The organism is Marinobacterium stanieri (assembly GCF_900155945.1).
Classification (GTDB): domain Bacteria; phylum Pseudomonadota; class Gammaproteobacteria; order Pseudomonadales; family Balneatricaceae; genus Marinobacterium; species Marinobacterium stanieri.
Genome location: NZ_FTMN01000003.1, coordinates 290,300 through 315,339, shown reverse-complemented (window position 1 = coordinate 315,339; position 25,040 = coordinate 290,300). Strand labels below are relative to the sequence as shown.

Genomic DNA, 25,040 nt, shown 5'->3' with positions numbered 1-25,040 from the left:
CATTTCCTTACACGGTACAGGGATAACGCTAATAAAATGGATACAGTCTGGCTGCTGATAGTGTTAGCTGGCCTAATGGTCGTACTCTTCGATTTTACCAATGGTTTTCATGATGCCTCCAATATGGTGGCATCTGTCATCGCATCACGGGCAATGACACCACTGCAGTCGGTATTGATTGTGGGCGGGTTTACCTTTCTCGGGCCTGTATTGGGTGGCACGGCAGTCGCCAATACCATTGGCAAATTTGTCACCCTTGATGAGCTGCCTGATACGCTTTCGCTTGTGGTCGTGCTATGCGGATTATTTGCAGCAACGGCCTGGAATTTCATCACCTGGTGGCGCGGTATTCCGTCATCGTCTTCTCATGCCTTGGTGGGTGGGCTCTGTGGTGTTGTTGTTGTATCAGCCGGGCCTGATCAGGTGGTTTGGGGGCTGGAAGCACTGACGCGTGGCGAATTCACTGGCGTGACTAAAGTACTGCTGGCACTGATCCTTTCCCCTTTGATGGGCTTCTGGTTGGGCTTTGTATTGCAGCGCGTGATGCTGCTGTTATTGCGCTCCGCCAGCCCTCTGGTGAACCGGGAACTCAGGGGCGCACAATGGCTGACTACCGCCGGCTTGGCATTTTCCCATGGTGCCAATGATGCCCAGAAAAGCATGGGCATATTGACACTTTGTCTGCTGCTGAGTGGCCAGATCGATACCTTTGAAGTGCCGCTATGGGTCATCATGCTCTGCGCATCCGCCATCACGCTGGGCACCGTATTGGGTGGCTGGAAAATTGTCCGTACTCTGGCATTTGCCATCTATAAGATTCGCCCCCTGCATGCGTTGAACTCACAGCTGACCTCCGCCGGAGTGGTCTTTCTGGCCTCCCTGGTGGGCGCACCGGTATCTACGACTCACGTAGTTTCATCCTCCATTATGGGGATAGGCGCTTCGGAACGCCCCCGCGCGGTTCGCTGGACCAAGGCCCGTGAGATCGCACTCACCTGGCTGATTACCATTCCCGGTGCCGCAGTTCTCGCCATGCTGTGCTACGGGCTGGTAAGTCTATTCGGGCTGGGCCAGTAACTGTTCGGCCGACATTGAAGGACACAAGGATATGGCACAAAAAGAAGGTTTTCTGTCGCGGTTGATCGATAGGGTGATTCCCAAGCCGCCCGATTTCTTTACCCTGCTGGCTGAGCAGAGTGCATTGGTGACGGAGACCATCTCCAACCTGCATCAGTACATGCAGCAGCCCAATGAAGCCCTGGCTGAGCTACTGACGGAAGAGGAGCATGCCGCGGACACGTTGAAGATACGCAACTTGCATCAGCTCAACCGTGCCTTCTCAACGCCGATTGACCGTGAAGATATCTACCGCGCGATTGACGGGCTGGACTGGATCATTACCCATTGCAAAAGCACCATCAATGAGATGCTGGATCTGGACGTTAAGCCGGACAAACATATGCAGGCAGTGATGGATGAGATGCTCAAAGGTTGTGAAGCGTTGGAACGTGGATTTCGCCAGCTGGAAACCTATCCGGCCGGGGCAGAGAAGGAGGCCCACTCGGCACGCCATGCACACCGTCGTATCGAGCGGCTGTATCGACACAGTCTTGCCGAGTTGTTTCAGGGTGAGGTCACTGCCGAGATGTTGAAGAAGCGCGAGATCTACCATCACCTGATGGATGGTTCACGGCGTCTGCACTCGGCAGCGAATGTGCTGCACGATATTTTTGTTAAGCTGGTGTGAACCCTTGCGCCAAAGCCTTGGTGATCTCGGCTGCAGGCACTGCTCGGCAGCCGGAAACGTTTTGACCGGCCCAGAGCGGTGTAAAGTCGCCTGACCCTTTGGCTTCAGCGGCAGCTCTCAAAGGCGCGGAGGCTGCGGTGGCAAGCGGGAAGCGGGGAGCGCTTTCATTCATGGGCCCCAGCTCGCGAATCATTCGATTCACTATGCCGCGGGCCGGGCGGCCACTGAACAGATTGGTCAATACCGTGTGGGCTGCTGCATCCGACTGCAACGCTGTACGGTGAACCGCTGAGGTGGTGGCTTCATCACATAAAAGGTAGGCAGTGCCGACCTGCACACCAGCGGCACCCAGAGCCATGGCTGCGGCGACCCCCGCTGCATCGGCAATAGCACCGGCGGCGATCACGGGAACGCTAACGGCATTCACGATCTGGGGCAGCAGTGCCATCGTGCCTGATTGTTGGGTGATATCTTCAGTCAGGAACATGCCACGGTGCCCGCCGGCTTCAAGCCCCTGCGCAATAATGGCATCCACACCCTTAGCTTCCAGCCATAGTGCTTCCTCCAGAGTTGTGGCTGATGACAGCACTTTGGCGCCACTGGCACGTACTTGCTCCAGTAAGGCTGGGTGTGGCAAACCGAAATGGAAGCTCACCACCTCGGGTTTGACGCTTGTAACTACGTCGGCCATCGCCTGGTTGAACGGCTGGCGCCCGGGGCCAGCAGGACCCTTGGGTACGGCAACTTCCAGTTCGCTGTAATAGGGGAGAAAGTTGTCGAGCCAGTTGGCTAATACTTCTTGGTCGGGCTCTGGTTGTGTGTGACTGAAGAAATTCAGGTTGATAGGGCCAGTGCTGCGTTGACGAAAAGCATCTACCGCAGATTCCACACCCTCAGGGGTCAACATGGCACAGGGAAGTGATCCCAGGCCACCTGCTGAAGCAACGGCAGCCGCCAGCTCCCAGCCCTGAACACCGGCCATGGGGGACTGAATCAGGGGAAATTGTGTGTTGATGAGCTGTGTGAGGCTGGCCATTGTTACTCCTTGGAACTACATCCTGTTGCGCCAGCCAGCCTTTCAAGAGTGAAAGGCCTCTGGCGGATAGAAGGAGCAATGCTAAACGCCAATGATCAAAGTGTGAATTATCCATTGGCGCTATTCCTGTAATGAGGGGTATCAGGCAGAGTGCTTGTGTTTAAAGGCTAACCAAGCGACTGTCAGGCTTGACGCTGTCAGCAAGGCTGCACTGAGACCAAAGGCACTTTGATAGCCATGCAGATCAAATACCAGGCCACCAAGGGTTGAGCCCAGTCCGAGCAGCAACAGTGCAGTTGATAGGCCGGTAACACAACGGAGTGCACGAGCACTGTGATAAGGTAGCGATGCAATTATTACCATGAAAGACTCAGGGAAGGGCTATGTCGCTAGAGGCTGACTATCTCGCGTTAAGCAAAGGTGCGCGTATGCACCTGAAATGCAGGGCAGGTGATCGGTTCTATTTTAGAACATCAGGGCAGGTGAAATGGATTATCTGGGGTGTCATTGGGCTTATCTGCTTGCTGAGCTCTTTACTAATGTCTGTGGTGCTGGATGGTGCGGAGCAGATCATATACATGGTGACATCGCTCTGTCTCATCATCGCAGTCACGATCTCATTGGGGATGCGGCGTCATCTGGTATTGGATACCACCAATGGCAAGTTGCTGCGTGAGAAATCCTGGTGGGGCTTGAGGCGATCTATTAAGTCTGCAGACCCTTTGACTAATCAGCGTGCAGTGGTCGCCCCAATCGCAGAGCTTTCACAAGGCTGCTTGCTAGAGATTGCCGATCAAAAATACACCATTGGCACCTTTGATCAGACACGTCAGTTAGCCATCTTCATCAACCGGTATTTTGCAGTGCCGGCGTTTGATCGCGTGACCCGGTGGCCAAATGAAATTGAGCTGCAAGACAAGCAGCACGCGGAGACTGGCAGTTGCGCCTCACCTGCACCACAACAGCCTTTATCCAGTGCAGGTCTGGAAGAACACAAAAGCCCATCAGCAGTGCCTACCCAGGCTCGCTATGTCCCGATTGGTGATCAAAAAGTCTTTCTCAAATTGGCACTGCCTTTTCCGCTGTTTCTGTTGTTGGGTATCCTGCTAAGCCAGCTTGCTAACAGGGGAGGGGTTTGAAATGAGTCGTTGGCAGTCGTCATCCCCCAATGTCAGTAAGCTTGTGTTGACACGGAAGCTATGGATTGTCGCAATCCCGCTCCTGTTTGCATCAATACTGATGGTGTATCTGGGGCTCTCAGCTGAGTTTCCCGTTATCCTTAGCTGGGCACTGGTCTCCACCCTGGCGTTGCACAGCCTATGTGTCCGCCATTACCTGCTTGTAGACAAGAACAAGGGTACATTGACGCGTCATCTGAGCAGTTTATTCCCCATTGCTCGACTGGAGTTGCCGTTGGAGCACATCGCCGGTTTCTGTGTGACTAAAAGCTTTCTGGAGCGGCATGAGTTCAACCTGGTTGTTATGATGAATGACGGCCAGCGCGTCAGCCTGTTGTGCAACAGAGCGTTAAGCGAAATGGAAGAACATGGTCAATACCTTGCACGGTTTTGTCGTCGGCCATTCAAACTTGAAATCAGCCAGTAAATTTACATCTTGCTGAACTTTACGTATTGGTTACTTTGTTGGTTTAAACAAAACAAATATTCCTTTGCGCAAAGGTATTTTTTGTCCAAGGTGTTCAAAATTGCCAAACTGGTCCGGCCACTGACTTTCTGTTCAGAGCCGGCCTGTAAAGTTTGAGTATAAAAGATGTATCTGTCATGGCGCAGGGTTGTACGTAAATCATACAATTTGCAGCTATATTCGGATGCTGGAACGGACTAGAAAATGCATTCAGCTCGAGCCCCCAGAGTATTACTGATAGACGATCAACCTGAAGGACTTGGTCCATTGGTCAGGCTTATGCATAGCCAGGGTTTTCAGGTGTTCCAAAGCAACAGTGCCCGAATAGGGTATCAGCGTGCACATGCAGTAACCCCCGACCTTATTCTTCTGGACCTGTATATGCCGGAAATGGATGGGTTAGCGGTGTTGCGGTTGCTGAGAGAATCACCAGAGACACGCGAGATCCCGGTTATTTTTTTATCATCTACTTCGTCCATTGACGACAGGTTGTCCGGGTTTGAATTAGGGGCGGTGGATTTCGTCAGTAAACCCTATATGCCAGAGGAAGTTGTAGCGCGTGTCAGGGTGCACCTTGGCCGAACGCTCCAGGTCACTGATTCAAAAGGCCTTACAGATACTGATACGAACCTTTGCCAGGATGAAGTGATGTTACAGGCGGCTTTACGTATTCTTGAGAGCCGTTTAAGTGACCCGCCAAGCGTGATGGAACTGGCTCGTTCAGTGGGTACCCATGACAAACGCTTACTGCGAATCTTTCGTGCTCAGCTGGGTACAACCGTCTCAGCGTACATCCGGCAATCACGCATGGAGTTGGCCAGGCGCCTGCTGCGCAATGATTCGATCAGCATTGAAGAAGTTGCGGCCCAGGCAGGCTTCAGAAATGCTGCTAATTTTTCTACTTCATTTCGACGTGAAGAAGGGTTGTCCCCACGACAATATCGTCAGCGTTGTTTGGCTGAATCCTGATACCTTTTGGTGCTCATTTTTTGAGCGCCTTTCTTTCCCGCAAAGCTTTCGTCCTTAATATCAAAAGTAACCTTTTCAAGGGCGCCTAGAATGGCGAATAAAATTTTTTAAATAATTTGCAAACTGCTGTGATCCAAACGGGTAAACCCTTTGTATTAAAGCGCTCAAACAGTTTGCAGACTATCTGGAAAGTGTTAGCCCCCCGGCTCAGGTGAGCTTGTTAAAGGAGATGTTTTGTATGGACGCGGCCCCCAAAAACCGCTTAAAAAATAATCACTGGGCAGCCCTGCTGGTAACAGGTGCATGTTTGGCAGCCAGTGGTCAGGTAAACGCTGAAAATATCACTTCAGTTGTGGCTGAAGCACTGGATTCAAATCCGGAAGTCCGTTTTCAGGCCGATGCTCTGCGTGCACTGAGCGCAGAAACCCGTCAGCAAAAAGGTGGTTATCTGCCAAGTGTTGATTTGGATATGTCCCTGGGACAGGCGCGTCGTGACTTCGACAACCGTGGTACTTTCGATCGAAATTATGCCGAGCTTTCAGTAACACAGATGCTGTTTGACGGCTTCAAGGTCAGTGGCCGTGTTGATGAAGCCGAACATAAACAACTTGAGCAGTATTATCGTCTGCGAGGTGAAGCGGAAGACAAGGCGCTCGAAGTGGCTCAGGTGTATCTTGATGTTGTCCGCTATCGCCAGCTGGTCGAAATGGCTCAGATTAACGTTGATGACCATATTCGTGTTCGCGATCAAGTTCAGGAACGTAACGAACGGGGTGTGGGTAATCGTGCCGACCTGTATCAGGCGGAAGGGCGTCTGGCACTTGCGCGCTCCAATCTCAAAACAGAGATCAGCAATCTTCAAAGTGTTACGGCACGCTTCCAGCGCCTGGTCGGGCGCGCTCCAGAGACGAACATGCAGTCGGTGTATGACCTGAATATCAGCATACCGCAAACACTTGAGCCGGTTCTGGAAAGCGCATTCGCCAACAATCCATCGATCCATGCGGCGTTTGCCAACATTGACGCGGCACGTTCGGCGTTGACCATAGCCAAATCCGACAATTATCCAACGCTGGAATTGGGCTTTAGACAGGGTCTCTACGAAAACAACAACGGTTTTGATAACCGCACCGACCCGGACAGCACGGGTGATGAAAGCCTTGTTGAGCTGCGTCTGCGCTACAACCTCTACCGTGGTGGCAGTGACCGTGCGGCTCAGCGAGCAGCCCATAACCGTATTGGTCAGGCTGAGAGCCTGAGAGATAAAGCCTGTGTTGATCTGCGCCAGACGGCCACAATCGCCTGGGCCGAGCAAGGTAATCTGGAGCAGAAACTGCAGCTACTGGCCGAGCACCGTTCTTCCTCGTTTAACGTTGTTAAAGCCTACCGTCACCAGTACAGCATTGGCCGTCGCTCTTTGCTGGACGTATTGGATGCCGAAAACGAGTCCTTCCAGGCTGAACGTAACTTCATTCAGGCGGAATTTGACCTGCTGCTGAACCGTCTCCAGGTATTGAACAGCATGGGTGAGCTTCTGGATACGCTGGGTATGGCACCCGCTATGGAAGGACTGACTGAAATGGACGTAGTCCAACAGAATCAGGAGCTGCCAGCGCGCTACTGCGCTGCCGTCTCTGAAGCTTTGGTTAGCCTTAACAAGTAAGGCCATCGTGCCAAGTGAGCCCCCGACATGCACGATGATCCTTTGTGTCATTGCCTATTGTGGCTGGCGCATAGCACCGGTGCGTCCCTGACACGGGATGCACTGGTTGAAGGCCTGCCACTCAAAAGCGGTCAACTGACGCCCTCTCTGCTGCCCCGTGCAGCGGAGCGGGCAGGTTTGCTGACGCACCCTGTGCGCCAGGCTTTACCGCGCATCAATTCCAGGCTGTTGCCTTGCATTCTATTGCTGAATGGCAATCGTGCCTGCCTGCTTGAAAGCCTCAACCTTGATGAAGGTGAGGCCGTTGTTCGTGTGCCCGAGCTGGGTCTTGAGCCACAGAGCATGGCGGTGGATGAGCTGGCCGCCGATTTCTCAGGCGTGGTTTTCTACTGTCGCCCTGCATTGAAATTGACAGAAACGTCTGCCGAGAAGGCCGCCAGCGCCGACAATGGGCACTGGTTCTGGTCGGCTATTCGCCGTAATCGTCGTATCTATCGCGACGTTATTCTGGCATCTCTTTGTGTAAACCTTTTTGCCCTGGCCATGCCGCTTTTCGTCATGAATGTGTATGACCGGGTGGTGCCCAACCAGAGCACAGAAACACTCTGGGTACTGGCGGCTGGTGCCGCGATAGTCATCTTCTCTGACCTGGTTCTACGCATGTTGCGCACATGGTTTGTGGAGCTGGCAGCCGGGCGAGCAGATGCGCGCCTGTCAGCGCGTATCATGGAGCGTGTGCTTGGCATGCGACTTGAGCACTGGCCCGCCTCGGCAGGAGCCGTTGCCGGCAACATCCAGAGTTTTGACAGTGTCAGGGCGTTTTGTGGGTCTGCCGTGGTTACAGCTTTGGTGGATCTGCCGTTCTTTCTGTTATTCCTGCTTATCATACTGCTGATTGATCCGCTGATGTCGATCCCGGTTGCAGTCGGTGCTGGTGCCTTGTTGGTCTATGCACTGTCTGTGCAACAAAGAATGCATCGTTTGGCGGAAGTGTCAGGGCAGGCATCATCACAGCGCTCAGCGGGTCTGATCGAAAGCTTGAACTGCCTGCCGGTGCTGAAAAGTTTTAATGCAACCGGTCGTATGCAGCGGCAATGGGAGCAGGCAACACGCTTTCTCGCCGGTTGCAGCAGCCGCCAGCGCCTGTTGGGAGCATCAGTGACCACTGGAGCTGCCTGGGTGCAGCAAACCGTTGCAGTCTGCATGATCATCATCGGTGTGTATCTGGTGATCGATGGTCAAATGACTCAGGGCGCGCTGATCGCAGCCTACATGCTGAGTTCCCGTGCCATGGCACCCGTGTCCCAGACGGCAGCTCTTCTCACGCAATATCATCAGGCTGCTGCATCGCTTAATACTCTCGAAGAAATGATGGCCGTTCCCCAGGACCGTGAAAACGAGAAACAGTATGTCAGCCGCGAAAATATACGCGGAGATATCGAATTCAATAAGGTCAGTTTCACCTATCCGGGTGCCGATCGCCCGGCTTTAAAACAGGTATCTCTGCGCATATCTGCAGGTGAAAAGGTGGCCATTTTGGGCGCTGCCGGCTCCGGCAAAAGTACCTTGGAGAAAATGATAGCCGGCCTGTATCGACCCACTGAAGGCGATATATATATCGATGGTGTACATCAGCAGCAGCTGGACCCTGCTGAGTTACGCCGTCATCTGGGCTACTTGCCGCAGGATGTACAGCTCATCAACGGAAGCATCTTCGACAATGTAACCCTGGGAGATGACCTGGCAGAGCCGAAACGCCTTCAGCGTGCTTTGAAAACATCGGGTCTGGAATCAGTTATTGGACGCCATGCTGACGGATGGTCCATGCAAGTAGGGGAGAACGGGCGTGCCCTGTCCGGCGGGCAACGCCAGACCGTGGCACTGGCCCGGGCGCTTGTGACTGAGGCCCCCGTCCTGTTACTGGATGAGCCTGCCAGCGCGTTGGACAGCATGATGGAGCAGCACATCTGCTCAAGTCTGAAAGCCTACTGTAAGCCGCGCACTTTGCTGCTAATCACGCACAGAACCAGCTTGCTGACACTCGTCGACCGTCTGATCGTCATGGATAAGGGCGAGATCATTGCGGATGGCCCCAAGCAGCAGGTGCTTGAAGCGCTCAACAAGGGTCAGTTGAGGCGTGCCGCATGAGTAAAAACAACAAAACCGTCGAACAGGGTGGCTTTGAAGCATTGGGTCGCCTTGCTGCACCGGGAACCGGTACCGGGCGACTGGCGCAAGGCCTGATGAACCCTCTACTGAGTCGCGTCGAATCCGAAGGCGTTGACTGGACGCAGGATGCCGAGTTCAGCCTGGTAGAGGCTCGTGAGCCGGGGGCACGTGGACTGATTTACGTCATCCTGGTCATTTTTACACTGCTTTTGGTTTGGGCAGGGCTGGCGCCCATTGATGAAGTGACCCGTGGTGAAGGCAAGGTAATCCCGGCCAGCCAGTTACAGATCATCCAGTCCACGGACGGCGGTGTGGTACGCGAGCTGTTCGTAGCAGAGGGTGAACAGGTGAAAGCGGGGGATCTGCTGGCACGGATAGACCCGACCCGTTTCATATCAAGTTTTCAGGAAACTGAAGTTCGTATTTTTGCCCTGCAAGCAAAGGTAAAACGCCTTGCAGCGCTGCTTAATGATGAAACCTGGCAGCCCGATGAGATGGCATCGCTAAGTCCGGAGCAACGGGCGGTATTGCAGCGAGAGCATGCATTTTTCCGCGAAAGCCGGGATGAATATGACCAAAAGCTGGCAATTGCCCGCGAGCAGCTGAGTCAGCAGCAACGTGCTCTGGACGAGGTTCAGGCAAAAGTCAGAGCAGCACGCCAGGCTGTTCGTCTGTCTTCGCAAGAGCTCAGGGTCACGCGCCCCTTGCTGGCATCCGGTGCTGTGTCGAAAGTTGAACTGCTGCGCCTTGAACGAGATCTGGCAGCAGCTTCTGGTGAGTTGCAGCGTGCGCAAGCCGATGTTGAGCGACAAAAGGCTGCCATTGAAGAATCAGAAGCGCGTATCGCTGAGGTGGGGCACACCGCCCGCAACCGTTGGCGCACAGAGCTGAGTGACGCTTCAGCGGAATTGAATGGTTTGAAAGAAGGCGCAGTAGCCCTGGCTGACCGGGTCAAGTCAGCTGAACTGCGATCACCCGTCAGCGGAACAGTGCAGCGAGTGCTCTACAGCACTGAAGGTGCCGTTGTAGGGCCTGGTGATGCAGTTGTTGAAATCGTCCCGGCGGATGACCGCTTGCTGGTGGAAGCGAAAATTGCCCCTCGTGACATAGCTTTTCTGCGGCCGGGCTTGCCGGCCATGATCAAACTGCATGCTTATGATTTCTCTGTCTACGGTGGCATTGAAGCCGAAGTGCAGCATATCAGTGCGGACACGATCACGGATAAACGTGACAACACCTATTACCTGGTGCGCGCAATCACCCACGAAAAAGCGCTTTCTGAGGCGCTGGAGGTCATGCCGGGCATGACCGCCCAACTCGACATCATAACCGGGGAGCGCACGGTGCTCTCCTACCTGCTTAAACCCATTTTACGTGCCAAAGACAATGCTATGGGCGAACGCTGACCGGATGGAACCGGAACAGCTCCCAAGACAGCATACAAAACAGTAAAGAGGCGGATATGAATACTGTAGCGACTGTGATCTCTGTAAATGGTCAGGCATGGGTGCAAAATGCATCCGGTGAACGGCGTTTGCTGGCATCAGGTGACCAGATGCAGCCGGGTGAATCCCTTATCACCACGGAGACAACCCGAATAGTAATGGACTTTGGTGGTGAGCGTCCTTTGGCATTTGTAGGTGCAGAACCGGGTACTGAAGCGGCTGCCGAAGATGCCGATATTCCGGTTATTACGTTGCCAGCCACGCCTGACAACGCAGAAGAAGCTCGTTCGGAAGACAGTGACCGCAGCTCCGCTGTTGCCGATGGGCACAGGTTTTTGCAGCTGGTTCGCGTATCTGAAATTGTAGAAACCGATGGCATTACACCACTGACAGTGGCTGCCATCAGGGAAGTGCTTGACCCCCTGGCAATGACCTGGCCAGACAATGATGAAGATCTGGAGCCGGAACGTGAAAATGCCAGTTCTGGATTGGAAGAAGTGTTGATGAATCCAACGCAACCCGAGCCCGAGCCAGAACCAGAACCTGAGCCAGAACCTGAGCCTGAGCCCGAACCTGAGCCCGAACCTGAGCCGGAACCCGAACCCGAACCTGAGCCGGAACCTGAGCCGGAACCTGAGCCGGAACCCGAGCCAGAACCGGAACCTGAGCCTGAGCCTGAGCCTGAGCCGGAACCCAACCCTGAACCCGAACCGGAGCTACCCACGCCACCGGATCGTGTAGATGTGGACAGCGAGCCTGTTTCTGTCACCTTGGACCTCGGGAAGCTGTTCAGTAATCTGGACGGTGAGATTACGTTCGAGATTTCAGGTCTGCCGGACGGACTTACATTCGATAGCCTTACCGGCAAAATCGAAGGTTTGCTGACGGCCCCTGCGAGCCAGGGCGGTAATGATGGTGTGTATACCATCAAGCTGACGGGCACCGGTCAAGGCGGTGAAACACATACGCAAACTTTCAAGTGGACCATCACCAATCCGGCGCCGGAAGCCGTCAATGACACGAACAGCACCGATGAAAATACGGTACTCAATGTCGATGACGCCGAAGGCATTCTGTCCAATGACAGCGACCCGGACGGTGATGAACTGCATGTGGCAACTATCCAGACCCCGGATCAGACCAACGAAACCCCGGTCGTCGATGCCGGTGTAACTGTACCTGGCGATAACGGCGGTACCTTCACGGTCTACCCCAACGGCAGTTACGACTTTGACCCTAACGGCGAGTTCAGTGGACTTAATCCCGGTGATGAGGCAACCACCAGTATCACCTACACCATCAGTGATAGCGAAGGCGGCACGGATACCGCGACGCTTACTGTTACTGTCACCGGATTGAGTGGTGGTGCGCCCAGTCTGGGCATCAATAATGAAAACGGTGCTGAAGCGGGTGATCACAGCATAGCTGAAAATGCGGATCAGCCTGTGACCGGTACGTTTACAGTCACAACCCCTGATGGGCTGAAACATATTACGGTTGGCGGCAGCACGGTAACGGCTGATCAGATGGAAAATCTGAGTACCTCGCCTGTCATTATTCCCGGCATTGAGGGGCTTTTGAAGTTAACCGGTTTCGACCCTGAAACCGGTGACGTGACCTATGAGTATCAGCAAAACGGTTCTAACAAAGACCATAGTAGCGGTGATGGAAGTATCACCGATATCTTCACTCTAATGGTTACAGATCAGCTGGATAACACCACCACACCGCAGGATCTGACGATTCTGATCACTGATACACAACCGGTGGCCAAGGCTGACCGCAATGCGGTGACGGAAGGGGATGTCGATGCTGCCACCGGCAATGTCTTTGACGGCAGCGGCGCCTCGACCGGCGACGTGGCCGATGTTCCGGGTGCAGATGCAACCACGCTAACTGGCGTTATGGCCGGTACACCAACCACGAATCACGTCAGTGACGGCAATCTGGCAACCGAAATTACGGGTCAGTACGGAACGCTGGTTCTCAACAGCACTGGTACCTACACCTATGAACTGGATAACACCAATCTGGTGGTGAACGGCCTGAAAGATGATGAAACGCTGGAAGATGTTTTCAGCTACACCCTTACCGACAGCGATGGTGATCAGTCAACAACCACGCTGACGATTGTGATTGACGGTGTAACGGATGGCGCACCGACCATTACACCCCGAGACCACAACGGTGGTGAAGACTCAAATGATCTGACCACCTACGGCCAGGCCACCGTGTATGAGCGTGGGCTGGTCGAGAGCGATGATTCGGATAAAACGAACGGTGCGATTGATGTCGAAGCCAGCGACGGCATCAAAAGTGTCAGTGTGGGTGGGCAGCCGATTGCGCTTTCAACCTTGCAGGGGCTGGACCCGGTCGACAGTGACACGCATATCAGTATTACGACTGACTATGGCACGCTAACGCTCACCGGTTTCACTGAAACAGACCACTACAACGGTATTCCGACTGCGGGCACGCTCGCCTATGACTATGTGCTGACCACTGAGTACAGCAACACGGCACCGGCCGAAGGCGAAAATGGTTTCGATCAGATCAGCCTTCAAGTGACTGACGTGGGTGATGTGACTGACACTGGCACGCTGAATGTCAATATCATCGATGATGTCCCCACTGCGAATGCCGACATAGGTGAGCTTACGGAAGATACTCCAAGCCTCACCAATAACGTCTTCACCAACGATCGTATCGGTGGCGACGGTCCTGACAGTCCGGGGCCGGTTACGGGGGTGAAGCCCGGTTCGGATACTGTGACCGATGCCAGTGGCAATGTCGGCAGCAGCGTAGCGGGCGAGTATGGCCAGATCACTCTCGATGCGAACGGCGCATACACCTATGAACTGGATAACACGCTGCCGGTCGTACAGAACCTGAGTGAGGGTGAAACCCTGACGGAAACTTTCGTATATACCATCACGGATGATGATGGTGATACCAGCACGACCACCCTTACCTTGACCATCAATGGTGAGGCCGATGTTCCGACCATTACACCCGTTGATGGCAATGAAGGTGATGCCAATGCGGCAGGCCAGGCAACTGTATATGAGTCCTCTCTGGATAATGTGGGAACAGATGCAGCCAATACACTGGACAGTACAACAGGTGAAATCACGGTAGATTCAAAACACGGGCTGGAGAAAGTCATTATCGGTGGCACTGAAATCGCTGAATCGGCACTGCTTAATGTGAGTGAAAGCGCCCCCGTTACGATTGATACACCCTACGGCACGCTGACCATTACCGCTTACACCCCCACCCATACAGACAAGGATAGCAGCGGCAATCTGCTCGATGGCAGTGGCGTCATCAGCTACACCTATGCGCTCAAGGACAGCACTCAGGATCATACACAGCCTGATAACGATGAAACCCTGACGGACAGCATTGCGTTGACGGTGGTCGACCGTGACCCGGATACAGCCGATGGCACCGGAACTCTGGATATCACCATTGTAGATGACCAGCCGGTGATTGCAGCCGGCACAGCTGACCCGACACTAACCGTCGATGAAAGCGACTTCACTACAAACGCGAGTGCAGACTTCTCGGGGCTGTTTGGTGAGATCAACTACGGTGCGGATGGCCAGGCTGATGCCAATGCCAGCAGTTATAAACTGGCCATCAATAATCCTGATTCAGGTCTGGTGGATACGGCCACCGGGCAGACCGTGGTACTTAGCCAGACGCCGGACGGTGTGGTTGAAGGTAAGAATGAAAGTGGCGAGCTGGTATTCACTGTCAGCCTTGAGACTGATGGCAGGATTACGCTTAATCAGTCGCGAGCCGTTAGCCATGCTGATACAACTAACCCTGATGACCAAGTCACACTGACCAATGATGCCCTTAGCCTGGATCTGATTGCGGTCGACAATGACGGTGATGAAATACCGCTGTCACAAAACATCGGTGATCGTCTGATCTTCAAAGACGATGGTCCCGAAATTACCGTGGGTACACCGGCCTTCACTCCGGGTCCTCTGCAGACCCTGGACGCACAAACGGCAAGTGGTAGTACCTCCACGGCTGTGGTTGATTACACAGACGCTTTCAATGTTGCCAGTAAGGATGCAGGCAGCGATGGCGAGCAATCTGAGGTCTGGACGTATGCCTTGAGCTTGGCGGAAGGTGCCAGTACGTCTCTTACCAGTGGCGGCGATGCTATCACCCTGAGCCTTGAAAATGGCGTAGTGCTGGGTAAAACCGGTGATGGCAGTGAAGTCTTCCGTGTCAGCGTTGGTGGCGATGGCAAGGTCACTCTGACCCAGTCGGAGCCAATTGATCATCCGACAATGGATGATGTTACTGAAATTGCTTCCCTGGAAGCGGACCTGATCTCACTTACCGGTACTGCTACTCTCACGGATGCTGATGGCGATACAGCCGAAGACAGCCAAAGCATTAACCTGGGTAGCATCCAGTTCCAGGATGACGGCCCCAGCATCGGTACGCCTGGTTCTTCAACCGTGAGCGAAGCGAACCTGGAGACAGGCAGTGCCCCCAACGAGGCAGCACTGACCCAAACCGGTACTCTCAGTGTCAATACAGGTGGTGATGATGAAGCCGCGCTGTTTGATACAACCTTCGCAGCGGATCAAGCTTCACTCGATGGGTTAAGCCTTACATCTGGTGGCACACCTGTGGTCTGGTCATTGGATACAGCTGGTCACGTGCTCACAGCAACGGCAGGTGATGGTGGCCCCGTTGTCTTCACTGCTAGGATCAAGGATCCGGCGTCTGCCAGCGCAAGCTATGAGTTTGTGCTTCACGCTCCACTGGATAACCCGACTAGTGGTGAGGCAATTACCTTGCCATTTGATTTTGTCGTGGCGGATGCTGACCTGGATACGGCTGCTAACACGTTCGAAATTACGGTAGTGGACGACAACCCGGACCCGGATGTTTCGCAGAACAAGGTTGTTGACGAAGATTCAGGCGAGGGTGACCCAGAGAACACCTTCACGACCAATGCCGATGCCACTGGCAATAACACCAGTATTGATGGCGGCACACCGGATGCCGATGGCTGGGTGGAAACGCCTCATGGCAAGGCGAAGGTCAATGAAAACGGCACGATCAGTTACGAACCCAATCCCAACTTCAGTGGCGATGATATTTTCACCTATACCACTGTCACAGATAACGACACTAAAACGTACACGGTCGAGGTAAAGGTTAACCCGATTTCAGACGTTCCGGGTGTAACCAGCGATACTGCAAATGTCATCACTGATGAGGATGTGGCTGTTGCCGTAGGTTTGAATACCCCGACCATTACAGACCCGGTTCAGGAAACGGGTGCAGGTGATGCTGACTATCCCGAACGCCTGGGTGCTATCAGCCTTGAAGGAGTTCCTGCTGGCGTAAAAATACTGGACGGTGCCAATGCTGACACAGAGCTGTTCACCACAACGGGTGAACCGGTAACCGTACTGATTCAGGAATACCTGGATGGAAGCAACCATCTCAATGGTTTGAGTGCCTCAGACGTCGACCTTGTGCTGACACAGGCCCAGTACGACGCATTAAAAGTGTTGCCCCCAGCACATGATGCTGACAACTTTATAGTTACTGCCAGCGTAGATTCACATGAAGTGGATGTGAATGGAAACCAGCTCTCTGGTGTTCCATCGGCTAACAACACAACCAGTGTCAATGTTGAAGTAATAGCCATTACCGACCCGGTAGTGCTTGCAATTAATGGCTCCGATGAAGGGTCATATACCGCAACATTGGATGAAGATACTCCGCTTGATCTTACGGCTCTATTGAGCGCCAACTTCAATGATATTGACGGTAGCGAAGGCCGTGAATTGGTGATCGAAGGACTGCCAGTAGGTAGCGTCGTCAGTGTAGGTGGAAGCAGCACGACAATCGATACGAGTGGGGCGATCAACATTCCGGCACCTGGGCTGAGTGAAAGCACCGATAGCTTCCCATCCATCACGATTACACCGCCGAAAGATTTCAGTGGTGATATCAACGACATCAGTGTCACCCTCAAAGCAGTGGATACCGATGCCGATACGGACCTGGACAGCCATGGCGGCAAGCCGGGCGAAGAAACCAGTACCGTCACCTTGAACATGCACGTGAACCCGGTCGCGGGTGATATCAATACCTCCAGCAACCAGGAAACGCCGGAAGATACGGCGGTGGCTTTCCTCTCGGGTGTTCAGGTAACCGATACCGGCGCAGATGGAACTGAAATCATCACCGAAGTGAGTTTTAAGGTTCCATCCGATGCCAACGGCAGCTGGGCCTTTGATAAAGCCGCGTCCGGCGAAGGCAGTGATTGGAAAATCACTAATGCAGGTGATAGTCACATAATCAGTGCGCTCAATGGTTACAATCTGGCAGAGATTCTCTCTGACTTTACCCTGACGCCACCAGCACACAGCAGTTTGGATGCCAGTGTTGACGTATCCGTAACCTCTGCAGATAGCCAAACGGTCAATGGCAGCACGGTCACCAGTTCCCCCGTGACGACTAATCACACAGTGGCCATCACGGTTACGCCGGTGGCTGAAACCTTTGATTCCAGCCATCAGCCGACAGATACGGATAGCAACGGTACTGATGATATCGGTATGTCGCCAAACCATGAGTACCAGACCGAAGGCCAGGAAGATCAGTGGTTTGCGCTGGGCACTGAAAATGCGTTCAACCTGAAGGACGATTGGACGGTAGAAGACGACGAGCAGCTGTTCGCTGCCTTGACGCCGGAGCTAACGGCAACCAATGGTACTCAAACCGACCCGATTGGCTCCCAGTTCCGTTATTCCACTAATGGGGATACAACCGAAGAGGGCGGCGCATGGATCACCCAAACCTTTGGTGGCGATGCGGTGCGTATCCCGGTCGAGTATCTGGATACCCTGGAGTTCAAGGGTGCGGAAAACTTCTCCGGCCAGTTCAAGATCAACGTTCAGGCGCTAACCATCGACACGGATGATGATGGTGGTGAGTCGGTTGAGGCCATTAGTGGCCTTTCAGAACTCACAAATGTGCTGATTAAGCCGGTGGCGGATGCGGTAACGACTACGGTAACGGCTCGTGTTAACGGTGATGAAGACGCTCAGGTGCCGCTGTCGATTCGTCCAAGCAGCTCAGATCCGTCGGAAACCTACAAGGTTACCATTGACGAAATTCCCAACGGGGCCGTACTCAAATATGGCGCTGATGAAATTTCTGATACGAGCTTTGGTGGCTATACAGTCACTGATAACGGCAATGGGACCTGGAAGCTGATAATTGAAGACTTTGATCCGGCAACAGGCAGCACTGGCATGGCCATCACTGCGCCAGAACACTCGAATGAGCCGTTCACCCTTAAAGTCGGAACAGTTGCTGTCGATAGTCTGACGGTCGACGGTAACCTGTATGAGAATGAGTCAGCGTCGTTTGATCTCACCATAAACGTGACCCCCAAGGGTGTCGCGGACCCGGCAAGCGTTGACCTGAAGTCACTGGATGCCCAGGGCTTTGTAGAAGAATCGGTCGATTTTGCTGGCGGAGTGATGCTCAGCTACTTGTTCAACAGCATGCCGGCATTGATCGATACTGATGGCTCTGAAACCCTGAGTTTCAAGCTAAAAGGGCTACCTGAAGGGTTTGGTGTGGAAGGTGCAACCTCGCTGGGTAACGGTGAATGGGTCATCACTCCGGGCGACTGGGACAACATCAAAGTTACGACGCCGAAAAACTTTGGTGGTGATTCAGGTACATTTGTCTTGTCGACCATTACGACCGAGAACGATGGTGACTCACGCACCGATGATCACGACCTGCAGATCAGAATTGAGCCTTCCCCGGAAGCCACCATGAATCTGAGTAGCAGTGCCGGCGAAGATACGCCCGCATTGCTTGATTTTGGTGTGCAGCAGCAAAACGGGGAAACGGGTGAAAGCATTACCGCTGTCTGGATTAAGCAGGCCGACGTGGACGGTGCTGCTGGCTTTAGCCTTACCGTTGGCGCAACAGGCGATCAGCTGGATGGAACAGCGGAGGGCGTCACCCTGGAAGATGGCTGGTACAAGCTCGATGAAGCGGCCATGGGTAACATTTACCTGAAAGGTGATGCCAACTGGCACGGCTCTGGCAGTTTCGGTGTTCAGTATGAGGTAACTGATCAGGGCAATAATGCAGGTGCAGGTTTAACAACCAGTCTCTCTGGTGAGCAAACCTACCACGTCAGTGTTAATCCTGTAACTGATCAGCCAGATCTGACACTGGTCAGCAGTAATGCCATCAGCATGACGGAGCCCGGCATTACGACGATTGAGATGAATGTCGCAAACCAGGGCGTTAATGGTGGCGATTATGATGGCAGCGAACAGCTGACGCGTATTCTGCTGGATGGTGTTCCAGAGGGTGTTACTGTTCAAGGTGCCGATTTTATCGGCGGTAGTCAGTGGCTGTTCGTTACGGACGATAGCTTCAATGCGGCTTTGGAAAAAAACATTAGCCTCGACGTGCACTATGAAGCCGATGATCTGACCGACCATCCGATCAGCATCACAGTTACCACGGAAGATGCCGCAAACGGTCAGTTGCTGACCGACAGCATCAGTGTGAACCTGACAACCAACTTTGAGGATGGCCCCGGCAGTGCGCCGCCGGCCGTGATTGTGGATTGGTCACAAGCAGAGTTCGCTCCAACCGAAGATGCCGCATTTACAGTCAGTGATGCCTTCAATGGTGAGATTGAAAGTGGCGTAACGGGTAATGGTTTCAACATCACATTGTCCAATGTCCCTGAAGGCACCCAAATCAGTGGTATGACTGAAACGGTGATCAACGGCGAAACTGTTTGGACGGCCTCGGGTATGGGGGGGAATGCCGAGCTGCAAACCCTGATGCAAAACATCAGCATCACACCGCCAGCTGATTGGAACATCAATAAAGGCACGTTTGATTTTGACGCCAAGCTGACAACCTATGTGCCCAGCGGGTTGCGAAATGAAGCGACGATAGTGGATGGTGCCCGCTTTGCCGTGCAACCGGTAAGCGATACCCCTGAAATATCTATCAGTGCGCCTGCTGTCGATGAAGGCAGCGACCTGACGTTCACCGTTGATCTGGCAAACAGTGCAGATGCACCGGACTGGTCACTGGTGGATGGAAAACTCTATCTACAGCTGGATGACTCGGATATTGATGGAACAGGTGTGCTTAAGCAGGGTGTAACGGAACTTGCCCAGACCTCAGTGAGCGGCATCAATGGTGTCCCGGATGGTAGTTACTATGTAATTGAAGGGGTAGACCCGGCCAGCTCTGTTGTTCTGACATATACACCGTCCAGCACTCACAGTGATGGCTCCGTGAGCCTCTCGGCCTGGGCACAGGGAACCGAGGCAGGTTCAGACCGGGTTGTCACGGGATCGAGTGCTGAAACAGGTGTGATCCAGCCCGTAAACAGTGGCTATGACTTCAGTGTGGCGCCTGCGAGTGGTCTGGAGAATGGCAGTCAGCAAGCCGAAGCAGACAAGTCCAACGTCATTCAGCTGAACATTACCGATAATGGCTTGAATGACACCGATGGTTCTGAATCGATCGGGACTGTCCTGCTGAGGGATATTCCCAATGGCTTCCTGGTGTTTGTTGGCGATAGCGCAGAGGATGCATCCCTGGCGGAATTGTCCAACAACGCCGGCGGCGACGGTACAGACAATACCTGGCTGCTGGGTCAGGGTGATATCCCGGCTTATGTGGGCGTCATGCCGCCTCAATTCTGGAGTGGCACGCTGAATGATTTGAAGCTGCAAATCACCTCAGGTGAAACTTCTCTGGCGTCAGAAGGGATTAGTGAAGAGCTGTTCGACCTTGTGGTTGAACCGGTCGCTGATGGCCTTAACTCCCTCTCTCCAACACCGAGTTTTGGTACTGAGGGTGACATCATTCAGCTCAACCTCAACCATGAACTGGCTGATCCTGAAGCAGTTGGCCCGGAAACAGGTGATTTTCAGGATGAGTCCAGCGAGACTCTGACGCTGGAATTCTCGGGAATGGGTGAGCATGCCGCTTTCTATCTCGATGGCGTATTCATCAGCGGTACTTCACAGGTCGTTGATAATGGTGGTGGTAACTACACTCTCAATGGCCTGACGCCTGAAGAAGCTGAACGGCTTGGCTTTATGCAGGCTGCGGGTGATCTGGATAATGTCCAGGTAAGAGCCCGTACCGAAGAAAGCGGCGGTGGCGAACCATCTGCCTGGACGGAATTCAAGCCCATCGATACCAGCAGTGTGACAGAGCAGTTCGGCACATCTGGTAACGATGAATTGCTTTGGACTGGGCAGGCCATTGATGGCTTTGGCGGTGAGGATGTGGTCCAACTGCGCTTTGATGAAGAGCTTACTGGCTCTGAGTTGGGCGCGTCTTTGGCCAATATCGAGTCACTGGACATGACCGGCATGGGGAGTAATGCAATTACGAGCCTGAGCGCTCAAGATGTGCTGGATATGACCGATAGCCGCAATTCACTGAAGATCAGTGGTGAGGACGCTGACTCGGTGAATCTGGATAGCGACTCTGGCTGGGCTGCTGGTAGCAGCAGTGGCGGTTACACCAGCTATTCGGCCACTCTGGCAGGCGGTGAAACCGTAACACTGGAGGTTCAAAACACCCTGGTGGAATAACGGTGTGGCCGGAAGGGCTTTCAGTCACTTCCTGCTTCGTTGTTGCCCTTGGTCAGCTGTTGGATCAGATCCAGCAGCTGATCACTACCCGCAGGTCGCAGCAACTCGGCTGCAAAGGATAGCTGGCTTCCGGGCTGTGCCGGCCGAGAGGTATAGAGCGCAACTGGAGTCGATGCAGGTAGTGTCGTCGTTCCCTTGAGGAAGTCCCAGGCGCTGCCATCGTGCAGGTCCATCTCCGTTATGACGAGGTCGACAACCGACTCTGCCAATACCTGGCGAGATTCATCAATGCCTTCACATGCCAATACATCCATTCCGTAGCCAAGCAGTAACTCTTCCAGCATCTCTCTGCTGATCGGGTCAGGGTCGACCAGTAAAACACGCCGCTCTGCTGCACTTGATTCAAGCACGTGCCGCTCGATGTAGGCATCGGGTGTATCTGCAGGTAAGGGCAACTCCAGGTCGAAATGAAAGTCGGACCCTCCACCTGCATTCGAATGATATTGAAGGTGGCTACCCATCTGGCGCAGCAGATCCGTCACAATCATCAAACCCAGGCCGGCACCACTGTTGGCGTGCTTACCCTGTTTTTGCCTGTCCTGCATTCCGGGACCATTGTCTGATACCCGGAAGTGCAAACGGCAGTGACCTTCCCTCGAATCTGGCCTCTCAACACTCAGGGTGATTAAACCATGCTGAGTAAACTTGGCAGCATTACTGAGCAGGTTGATCAGAACGCGTTGTAATTGAACAAAATCTGCTTCAATGATGGCAGGAAGGTTGGGCGCAAGGTTGAGCGTAAAGCGATTGCCATAGCTATCAGCCAGGGACTCTGCCTGCTCACCGATTTCCATCAGGTAGCGGTAGGTATAGCCGGGTTCGGGGTGGCTTTGATTCTCACGCTCCTGGTCTTGTGAGTATTCAAGCAATTGATCCACCAATGACAGCTGGTAGCGCACGCTTTGCTCAATGGTGTTTGCCTGTTGCAGTGAATCACCGCGGGCAAGGTAACGCGCTTCGTTCAGAATGTGCTGCAACGGTGCGCGCAGATCGTGCGTAATACGTGCCAGCAGGTGCCGTTGACTATCCGAAGCTCTGTGCTCATTGCCACTTTGCGACAAGGCTTTTCGAAGTTGATACTCATTGGCAATGGTCTTGAGGACTCGGTGATAAACATAGCCCAGCAGAAGTGTGATGATGGCAGAACCAAGGATTTTGAATACAAGCAGCCAGTTGAAGGAGGGGCGGTATGCAAGTTGCAGTAACCACTCGTGGTTCGGCAGTTTAATAATGTGTTCCACGTTTTGCTTCGGCAGTTTTTCGGTATTGCCAAGAATAAGCGGTTTGTCTGCACCCGAGCGCAACATAAAGAGCAGGTTGCTGCTCCTGTACTGCAGCAACATGGACTCGATCAGCTCCGGGAACTCATACACAATCGACACAAAGCCCCAAAAACGGCCTGATTCATATAGAGGCAAACGGGCTATCACAGCCTGACCACCCTGAATCAGGTTATATGGGCCGGTTACAGTCATCTTGCCAGTCTTCCGAGCCAGCAGCGCGTCTCGAATCCGCTCAGGATCGGCAAACATGTCATGGCCAAGTGCCTTAATGTTTGGCTCCAGGGGTTCTATTTGTTGCACTACTCCCCGGGGCAAAATGGCGACATTCAAAATATTGGGATGGCTGGCGCGCATCTTTCGCACAACCCTGTCGAGTCCTTCAATAGGTCCCTGGCTTTGCAGCGCAAGCTCACCAATGCCATAGAGAGACAGCGTTGAACTATGGATGCTGATCGAAAGGTTATCTGCCAGTGACTGGGCGACTTCATCGAGCTCTTCCAGCTGTTCCCTGTCGCGTGCGCATTCGCTCAGGTAAACCCAGCAGCCAAGCAGGAGTACGGTCACCAGGAGCAATAGCCTGAAATAGAGCCTGTGTCTTTGGTGAATGTCCATTTCTACCTTGTGAATCCTGTCGCTTAAAACTGAGTTTTGCATGCTGCAATATACCAGAGAGCGGGGACATATTACTTGTAGCTGCGACATGTGACATCGGGCAGAAGAGAGAAATAGCCTCCTTTATGATCACAATATTGTACCTTAAGTGATTTAATGCCTATTATTCTGATCATGACGAAGATAATTCCGTATGAATCCGAGCATGCGCTGCAAAAGCTGGGGCAGCGCCTTGTTCATGCTCGCCAGCGCAGCCATTGGCGTCAGTCCGATGTGGCTGATCGAACGGGGCTCTCGCGTGGCACCATCCAAAAAATGGAAAACGGAGAGCCTGGCGTAGCGATGGGCAACTACATGATCCTGCTGGCGCTTTATGGTGCGGCGTCGGATCTTGATGGTGTATGTACAGAAGTATCTGCACGTGACGACCCTGAGTCTGAGCAAGCACGTCTGCGTGTGCGCAATACCCATGAGTTGGATAATGACTTCTGAGATGAAGGGTCATACCAGACGGAGTTACTTCAATGGATGAGGTGAAAGAAGGTTGGGTTTTTGTTGATATGCCGGGAGAGGCATCACCGGTGCTCGCGGCCCGATTGGTAATCGATGGCGGCGTTGGTCGGTTTGTGTACGGCAAAACCTATTTGGCAAGGAGTGATGCTTTCCCACTGGATCCAATTAATCTGCCTTTGAGCACATCGACCCAGACCATCAATGGCAATGATGGTGTGCCCGCCGTCTTGCTGGATGCAGGCCCCGATAACTGGGGCAAGCGGCTGATGCGGGTGCTTCACTCACGCCAGCCCGCCAACAAACTGGAAGAACTGCTCGCGACCAGGGGGACAGGCGTTGGTGCGATAAGAGTTTCCATGTCGCGCAGCAAGCCCAAACCCGCTCAGGGCTTTCAGCCGCTCAGTGAGCTTGAGAACATAGGCGAGAGTGTCCAGCGCGTGTTGGACAGCAATGAGGTCATACCTGAGGAAGTTCTTCGCCAACTGGAACCTGGCTCTTCAATGGGGGGGGCGCGGCCCAAAAGTGTGGTGCAGGATGACGACGGCGTTGTCTGGATCGCAAAATTTACCCGGCCCGATGACCTTTTCGATCAGAGCAGGGCAGAACAGCTGTGTTATCTGATGATGCGTGAATGCGGAATCGAAACGGCCGAAACACGACTGACTCGCATCGCGGGCCGTTCCGTTCTGCTGGTCAAACGGTTCGATATCACTGTAAAAGGACGGCGGCATTTTATCAGCGCCCATGCCTTGAAATACCAGCCTCGCGTCCGTCAGGCGGATTTCAACCTGGTGTATTCCTACCCGGCATTGGCCGATCTGATCTGGAAACTCAGCGATGTACCTGAAGCCGGTAATGCAGAGTTATTCAGTCGCATGGTGTTCAATGTGCTGGTGGGGAATACAGATGATCACCTGCGCAACCATGGATTTCTGAAAAACCTGAATAACCATCAATACAGGCTCTCGCCAGCGTATGATGTCGTGCCTCAGCCCACCAACCAGGGGCAACAGGCCATAGCACTGGGCGCGTTTGGTCGTGGCAGCTCAGTAGAAAGCTGTCGCCAATGTGGGCGGTATTTTGGCCTTGACGAGCACGCAACCAACTCGACTATCGAGCGCCTGCAGCAGGTTGTCGCTGGATGGGAAAGGTTTGCCGAAGCTGTTGAACTGTCTGATGTTGATCGACGGATTTTGCGACCCGTTTTCGGGGTTAAGAAGACGGGTCGCCAGGTGACTTGA

General features: G+C 53.5%; 13 protein-coding genes. 11 read left to right on the top strand and 2 right to left on the bottom strand.

Annotated features, from left to right (window positions below; genetic code table 11):
- Positions 1-75 precede the first annotated feature (75 nt).
- Both BW956_RS08980 and BW956_RS08975 read left to right on the top strand, forming a co-directional pair.
- Positions 76-1,077, top strand: coding sequence for an inorganic phosphate transporter (locus BW956_RS08980; RefSeq protein ID WP_244894341.1), 1,002 nt, complete (start codon positions 76-78; stop codon positions 1,075-1,077).
- Positions 1,078-1,108: 31 nt separating this feature from the next.
- A complete protein-coding gene (locus BW956_RS08975) occupies positions 1,109-1,747 on the top strand; it encodes a DUF47 domain-containing protein (protein ID WP_010323989.1) in 639 nt (212 codons plus the stop codon).
- On the opposite strand, the gene BW956_RS08970 is transcribed toward BW956_RS08975, so the two are convergent.
- A complete protein-coding gene (locus BW956_RS08970; RefSeq protein WP_076462463.1) occupies positions 1,734-2,783 on the bottom strand; it encodes an NAD(P)H-dependent flavin oxidoreductase in 1,050 nt (349 codons plus the stop codon). The two genes, BW956_RS08975 and BW956_RS08970, sit on opposite strands and share 14 nt — an antisense overlap.
- A 383-nt stretch (positions 2,784-3,166) precedes the next feature.
- On the opposite strand from BW956_RS08970, the gene BW956_RS08960 reads away from it, so the two are divergent.
- The 7 genes from BW956_RS08960 to BW956_RS08925 all read left to right on the top strand — a co-directional run bounded on the left by BW956_RS08960 (position 3,167) and on the right by BW956_RS08925 (position 21,331).
- Complete coding sequence (locus tag BW956_RS08960; RefSeq protein ID WP_076462461.1) at positions 3,167-3,922, top strand: hypothetical protein; 756 nt, start codon at positions 3,167-3,169, stop codon at positions 3,920-3,922.
- 1 nt (position 3,923) lies between these two features.
- Positions 3,924-4,388, top strand: coding sequence for a hypothetical protein (locus BW956_RS08955; RefSeq protein WP_076462460.1), 465 nt, complete (start codon positions 3,924-3,926; stop codon positions 4,386-4,388).
- A gap of 243 nt (positions 4,389-4,631) precedes the next feature.
- Complete coding sequence (locus BW956_RS08950; RefSeq protein WP_076462459.1) at positions 4,632-5,396, top strand: response regulator transcription factor; 765 nt, start codon at positions 4,632-4,634, stop codon at positions 5,394-5,396.
- Positions 5,397-5,634: 238 nt separating this feature from the next.
- Positions 5,635-7,059 (top strand): TolC family outer membrane protein, encoded by a 1,425-nt coding sequence (locus BW956_RS08945; RefSeq protein ID WP_175611988.1) that lies wholly within the window; start codon positions 5,635-5,637, stop codon positions 7,057-7,059.
- 27 nt (positions 7,060-7,086) lie between these two features.
- Positions 7,087-9,207, top strand: a complete 2,121-nt coding sequence (locus tag BW956_RS08940) for a type I secretion system permease/ATPase (RefSeq protein ID WP_076462458.1) — start codon at positions 7,087-7,089, stop codon at positions 9,205-9,207.
- Positions 9,204-10,634 carry an HlyD family type I secretion periplasmic adaptor subunit gene (locus tag BW956_RS08935; protein WP_076462457.1) on the top strand — a complete coding sequence of 477 codons (1,431 nt, stop codon included), beginning with the start codon at positions 9,204-9,206 and terminating at the stop codon, positions 10,632-10,634. The genes BW956_RS08940 and BW956_RS08935 overlap by 4 nt, the downstream gene beginning before the upstream one ends.
- 56 nt (positions 10,635-10,690) lie before the next feature.
- The gene (locus tag BW956_RS08925) at positions 10,691-21,331 is read left to right on the top strand and encodes a DUF5801 repeats-in-toxin domain-containing protein (RefSeq protein WP_175611987.1); all 10,641 of its coding nucleotides are present in this window, start codon (positions 10,691-10,693) and stop codon (positions 21,329-21,331) included.
- 20 nt (positions 21,332-21,351) lie between these two features.
- On the opposite strand, the gene BW956_RS08920 is transcribed toward BW956_RS08925, so the two are convergent.
- Positions 21,352-23,238 (bottom strand): ATP-binding protein, encoded by a 1,887-nt coding sequence (locus tag BW956_RS08920; RefSeq protein ID WP_175611986.1) that lies wholly within the window; start codon positions 23,236-23,238, stop codon positions 21,352-21,354.
- 204 nt (positions 23,239-23,442) lie between these two features.
- On the opposite strand from BW956_RS08920, the gene BW956_RS08915 reads away from it, so the two are divergent.
- Both BW956_RS08915 and BW956_RS08910 read left to right on the top strand, forming a co-directional pair.
- A complete protein-coding gene (locus BW956_RS08915; protein ID WP_076462454.1) occupies positions 23,443-23,778 on the top strand; it encodes a helix-turn-helix domain-containing protein in 336 nt (111 codons plus the stop codon).
- A gap of 32 nt (positions 23,779-23,810) precedes the next feature.
- Positions 23,811-25,040: a type II toxin-antitoxin system HipA family toxin gene (locus tag BW956_RS08910; protein WP_076462453.1), complete on the top strand. Its 1,230-nt coding sequence runs from the start codon at positions 23,811-23,813 to the stop codon at positions 25,038-25,040.

Coding starts and splice junctions, on each gene's coding strand:
- BW956_RS08980 (WP_244894341.1), top strand. CDS start 76: ATGGTCGTACTCTTCGATTTTACCAATGGTTTTCATGATGCCTCCAAT.
- BW956_RS08975 (WP_010323989.1), top strand. CDS start 1,109: ATGGCACAAAAAGAAGGTTTTCTGTCGCGGTTGATCGATAGGGTGATT.
- BW956_RS08970 (WP_076462463.1), bottom strand. CDS start 2,783: ATGGCCAGCCTCACACAGCTCATCAACACACAATTTCCCCTGATTCAG.
- BW956_RS08960 (WP_076462461.1), top strand. CDS start 3,167: ATGTCGCTAGAGGCTGACTATCTCGCGTTAAGCAAAGGTGCGCGTATG.
- BW956_RS08955 (WP_076462460.1), top strand. CDS start 3,924: ATGAGTCGTTGGCAGTCGTCATCCCCCAATGTCAGTAAGCTTGTGTTG.
- BW956_RS08950 (WP_076462459.1), top strand. CDS start 4,632: ATGCATTCAGCTCGAGCCCCCAGAGTATTACTGATAGACGATCAACCT.
- BW956_RS08945 (WP_175611988.1), top strand. CDS start 5,635: ATGGACGCGGCCCCCAAAAACCGCTTAAAAAATAATCACTGGGCAGCC.
- BW956_RS08940 (WP_076462458.1), top strand. CDS start 7,087: ATGCACGATGATCCTTTGTGTCATTGCCTATTGTGGCTGGCGCATAGC.
- BW956_RS08935 (WP_076462457.1), top strand. CDS start 9,204: ATGAGTAAAAACAACAAAACCGTCGAACAGGGTGGCTTTGAAGCATTG.
- BW956_RS08925 (WP_175611987.1), top strand. CDS start 10,691: ATGAATACTGTAGCGACTGTGATCTCTGTAAATGGTCAGGCATGGGTG.
- BW956_RS08915 (WP_076462454.1), top strand. CDS start 23,443: ATGCCTATTATTCTGATCATGACGAAGATAATTCCGTATGAATCCGAG.
- BW956_RS08910 (WP_076462453.1), top strand. CDS start 23,811: ATGGATGAGGTGAAAGAAGGTTGGGTTTTTGTTGATATGCCGGGAGAG.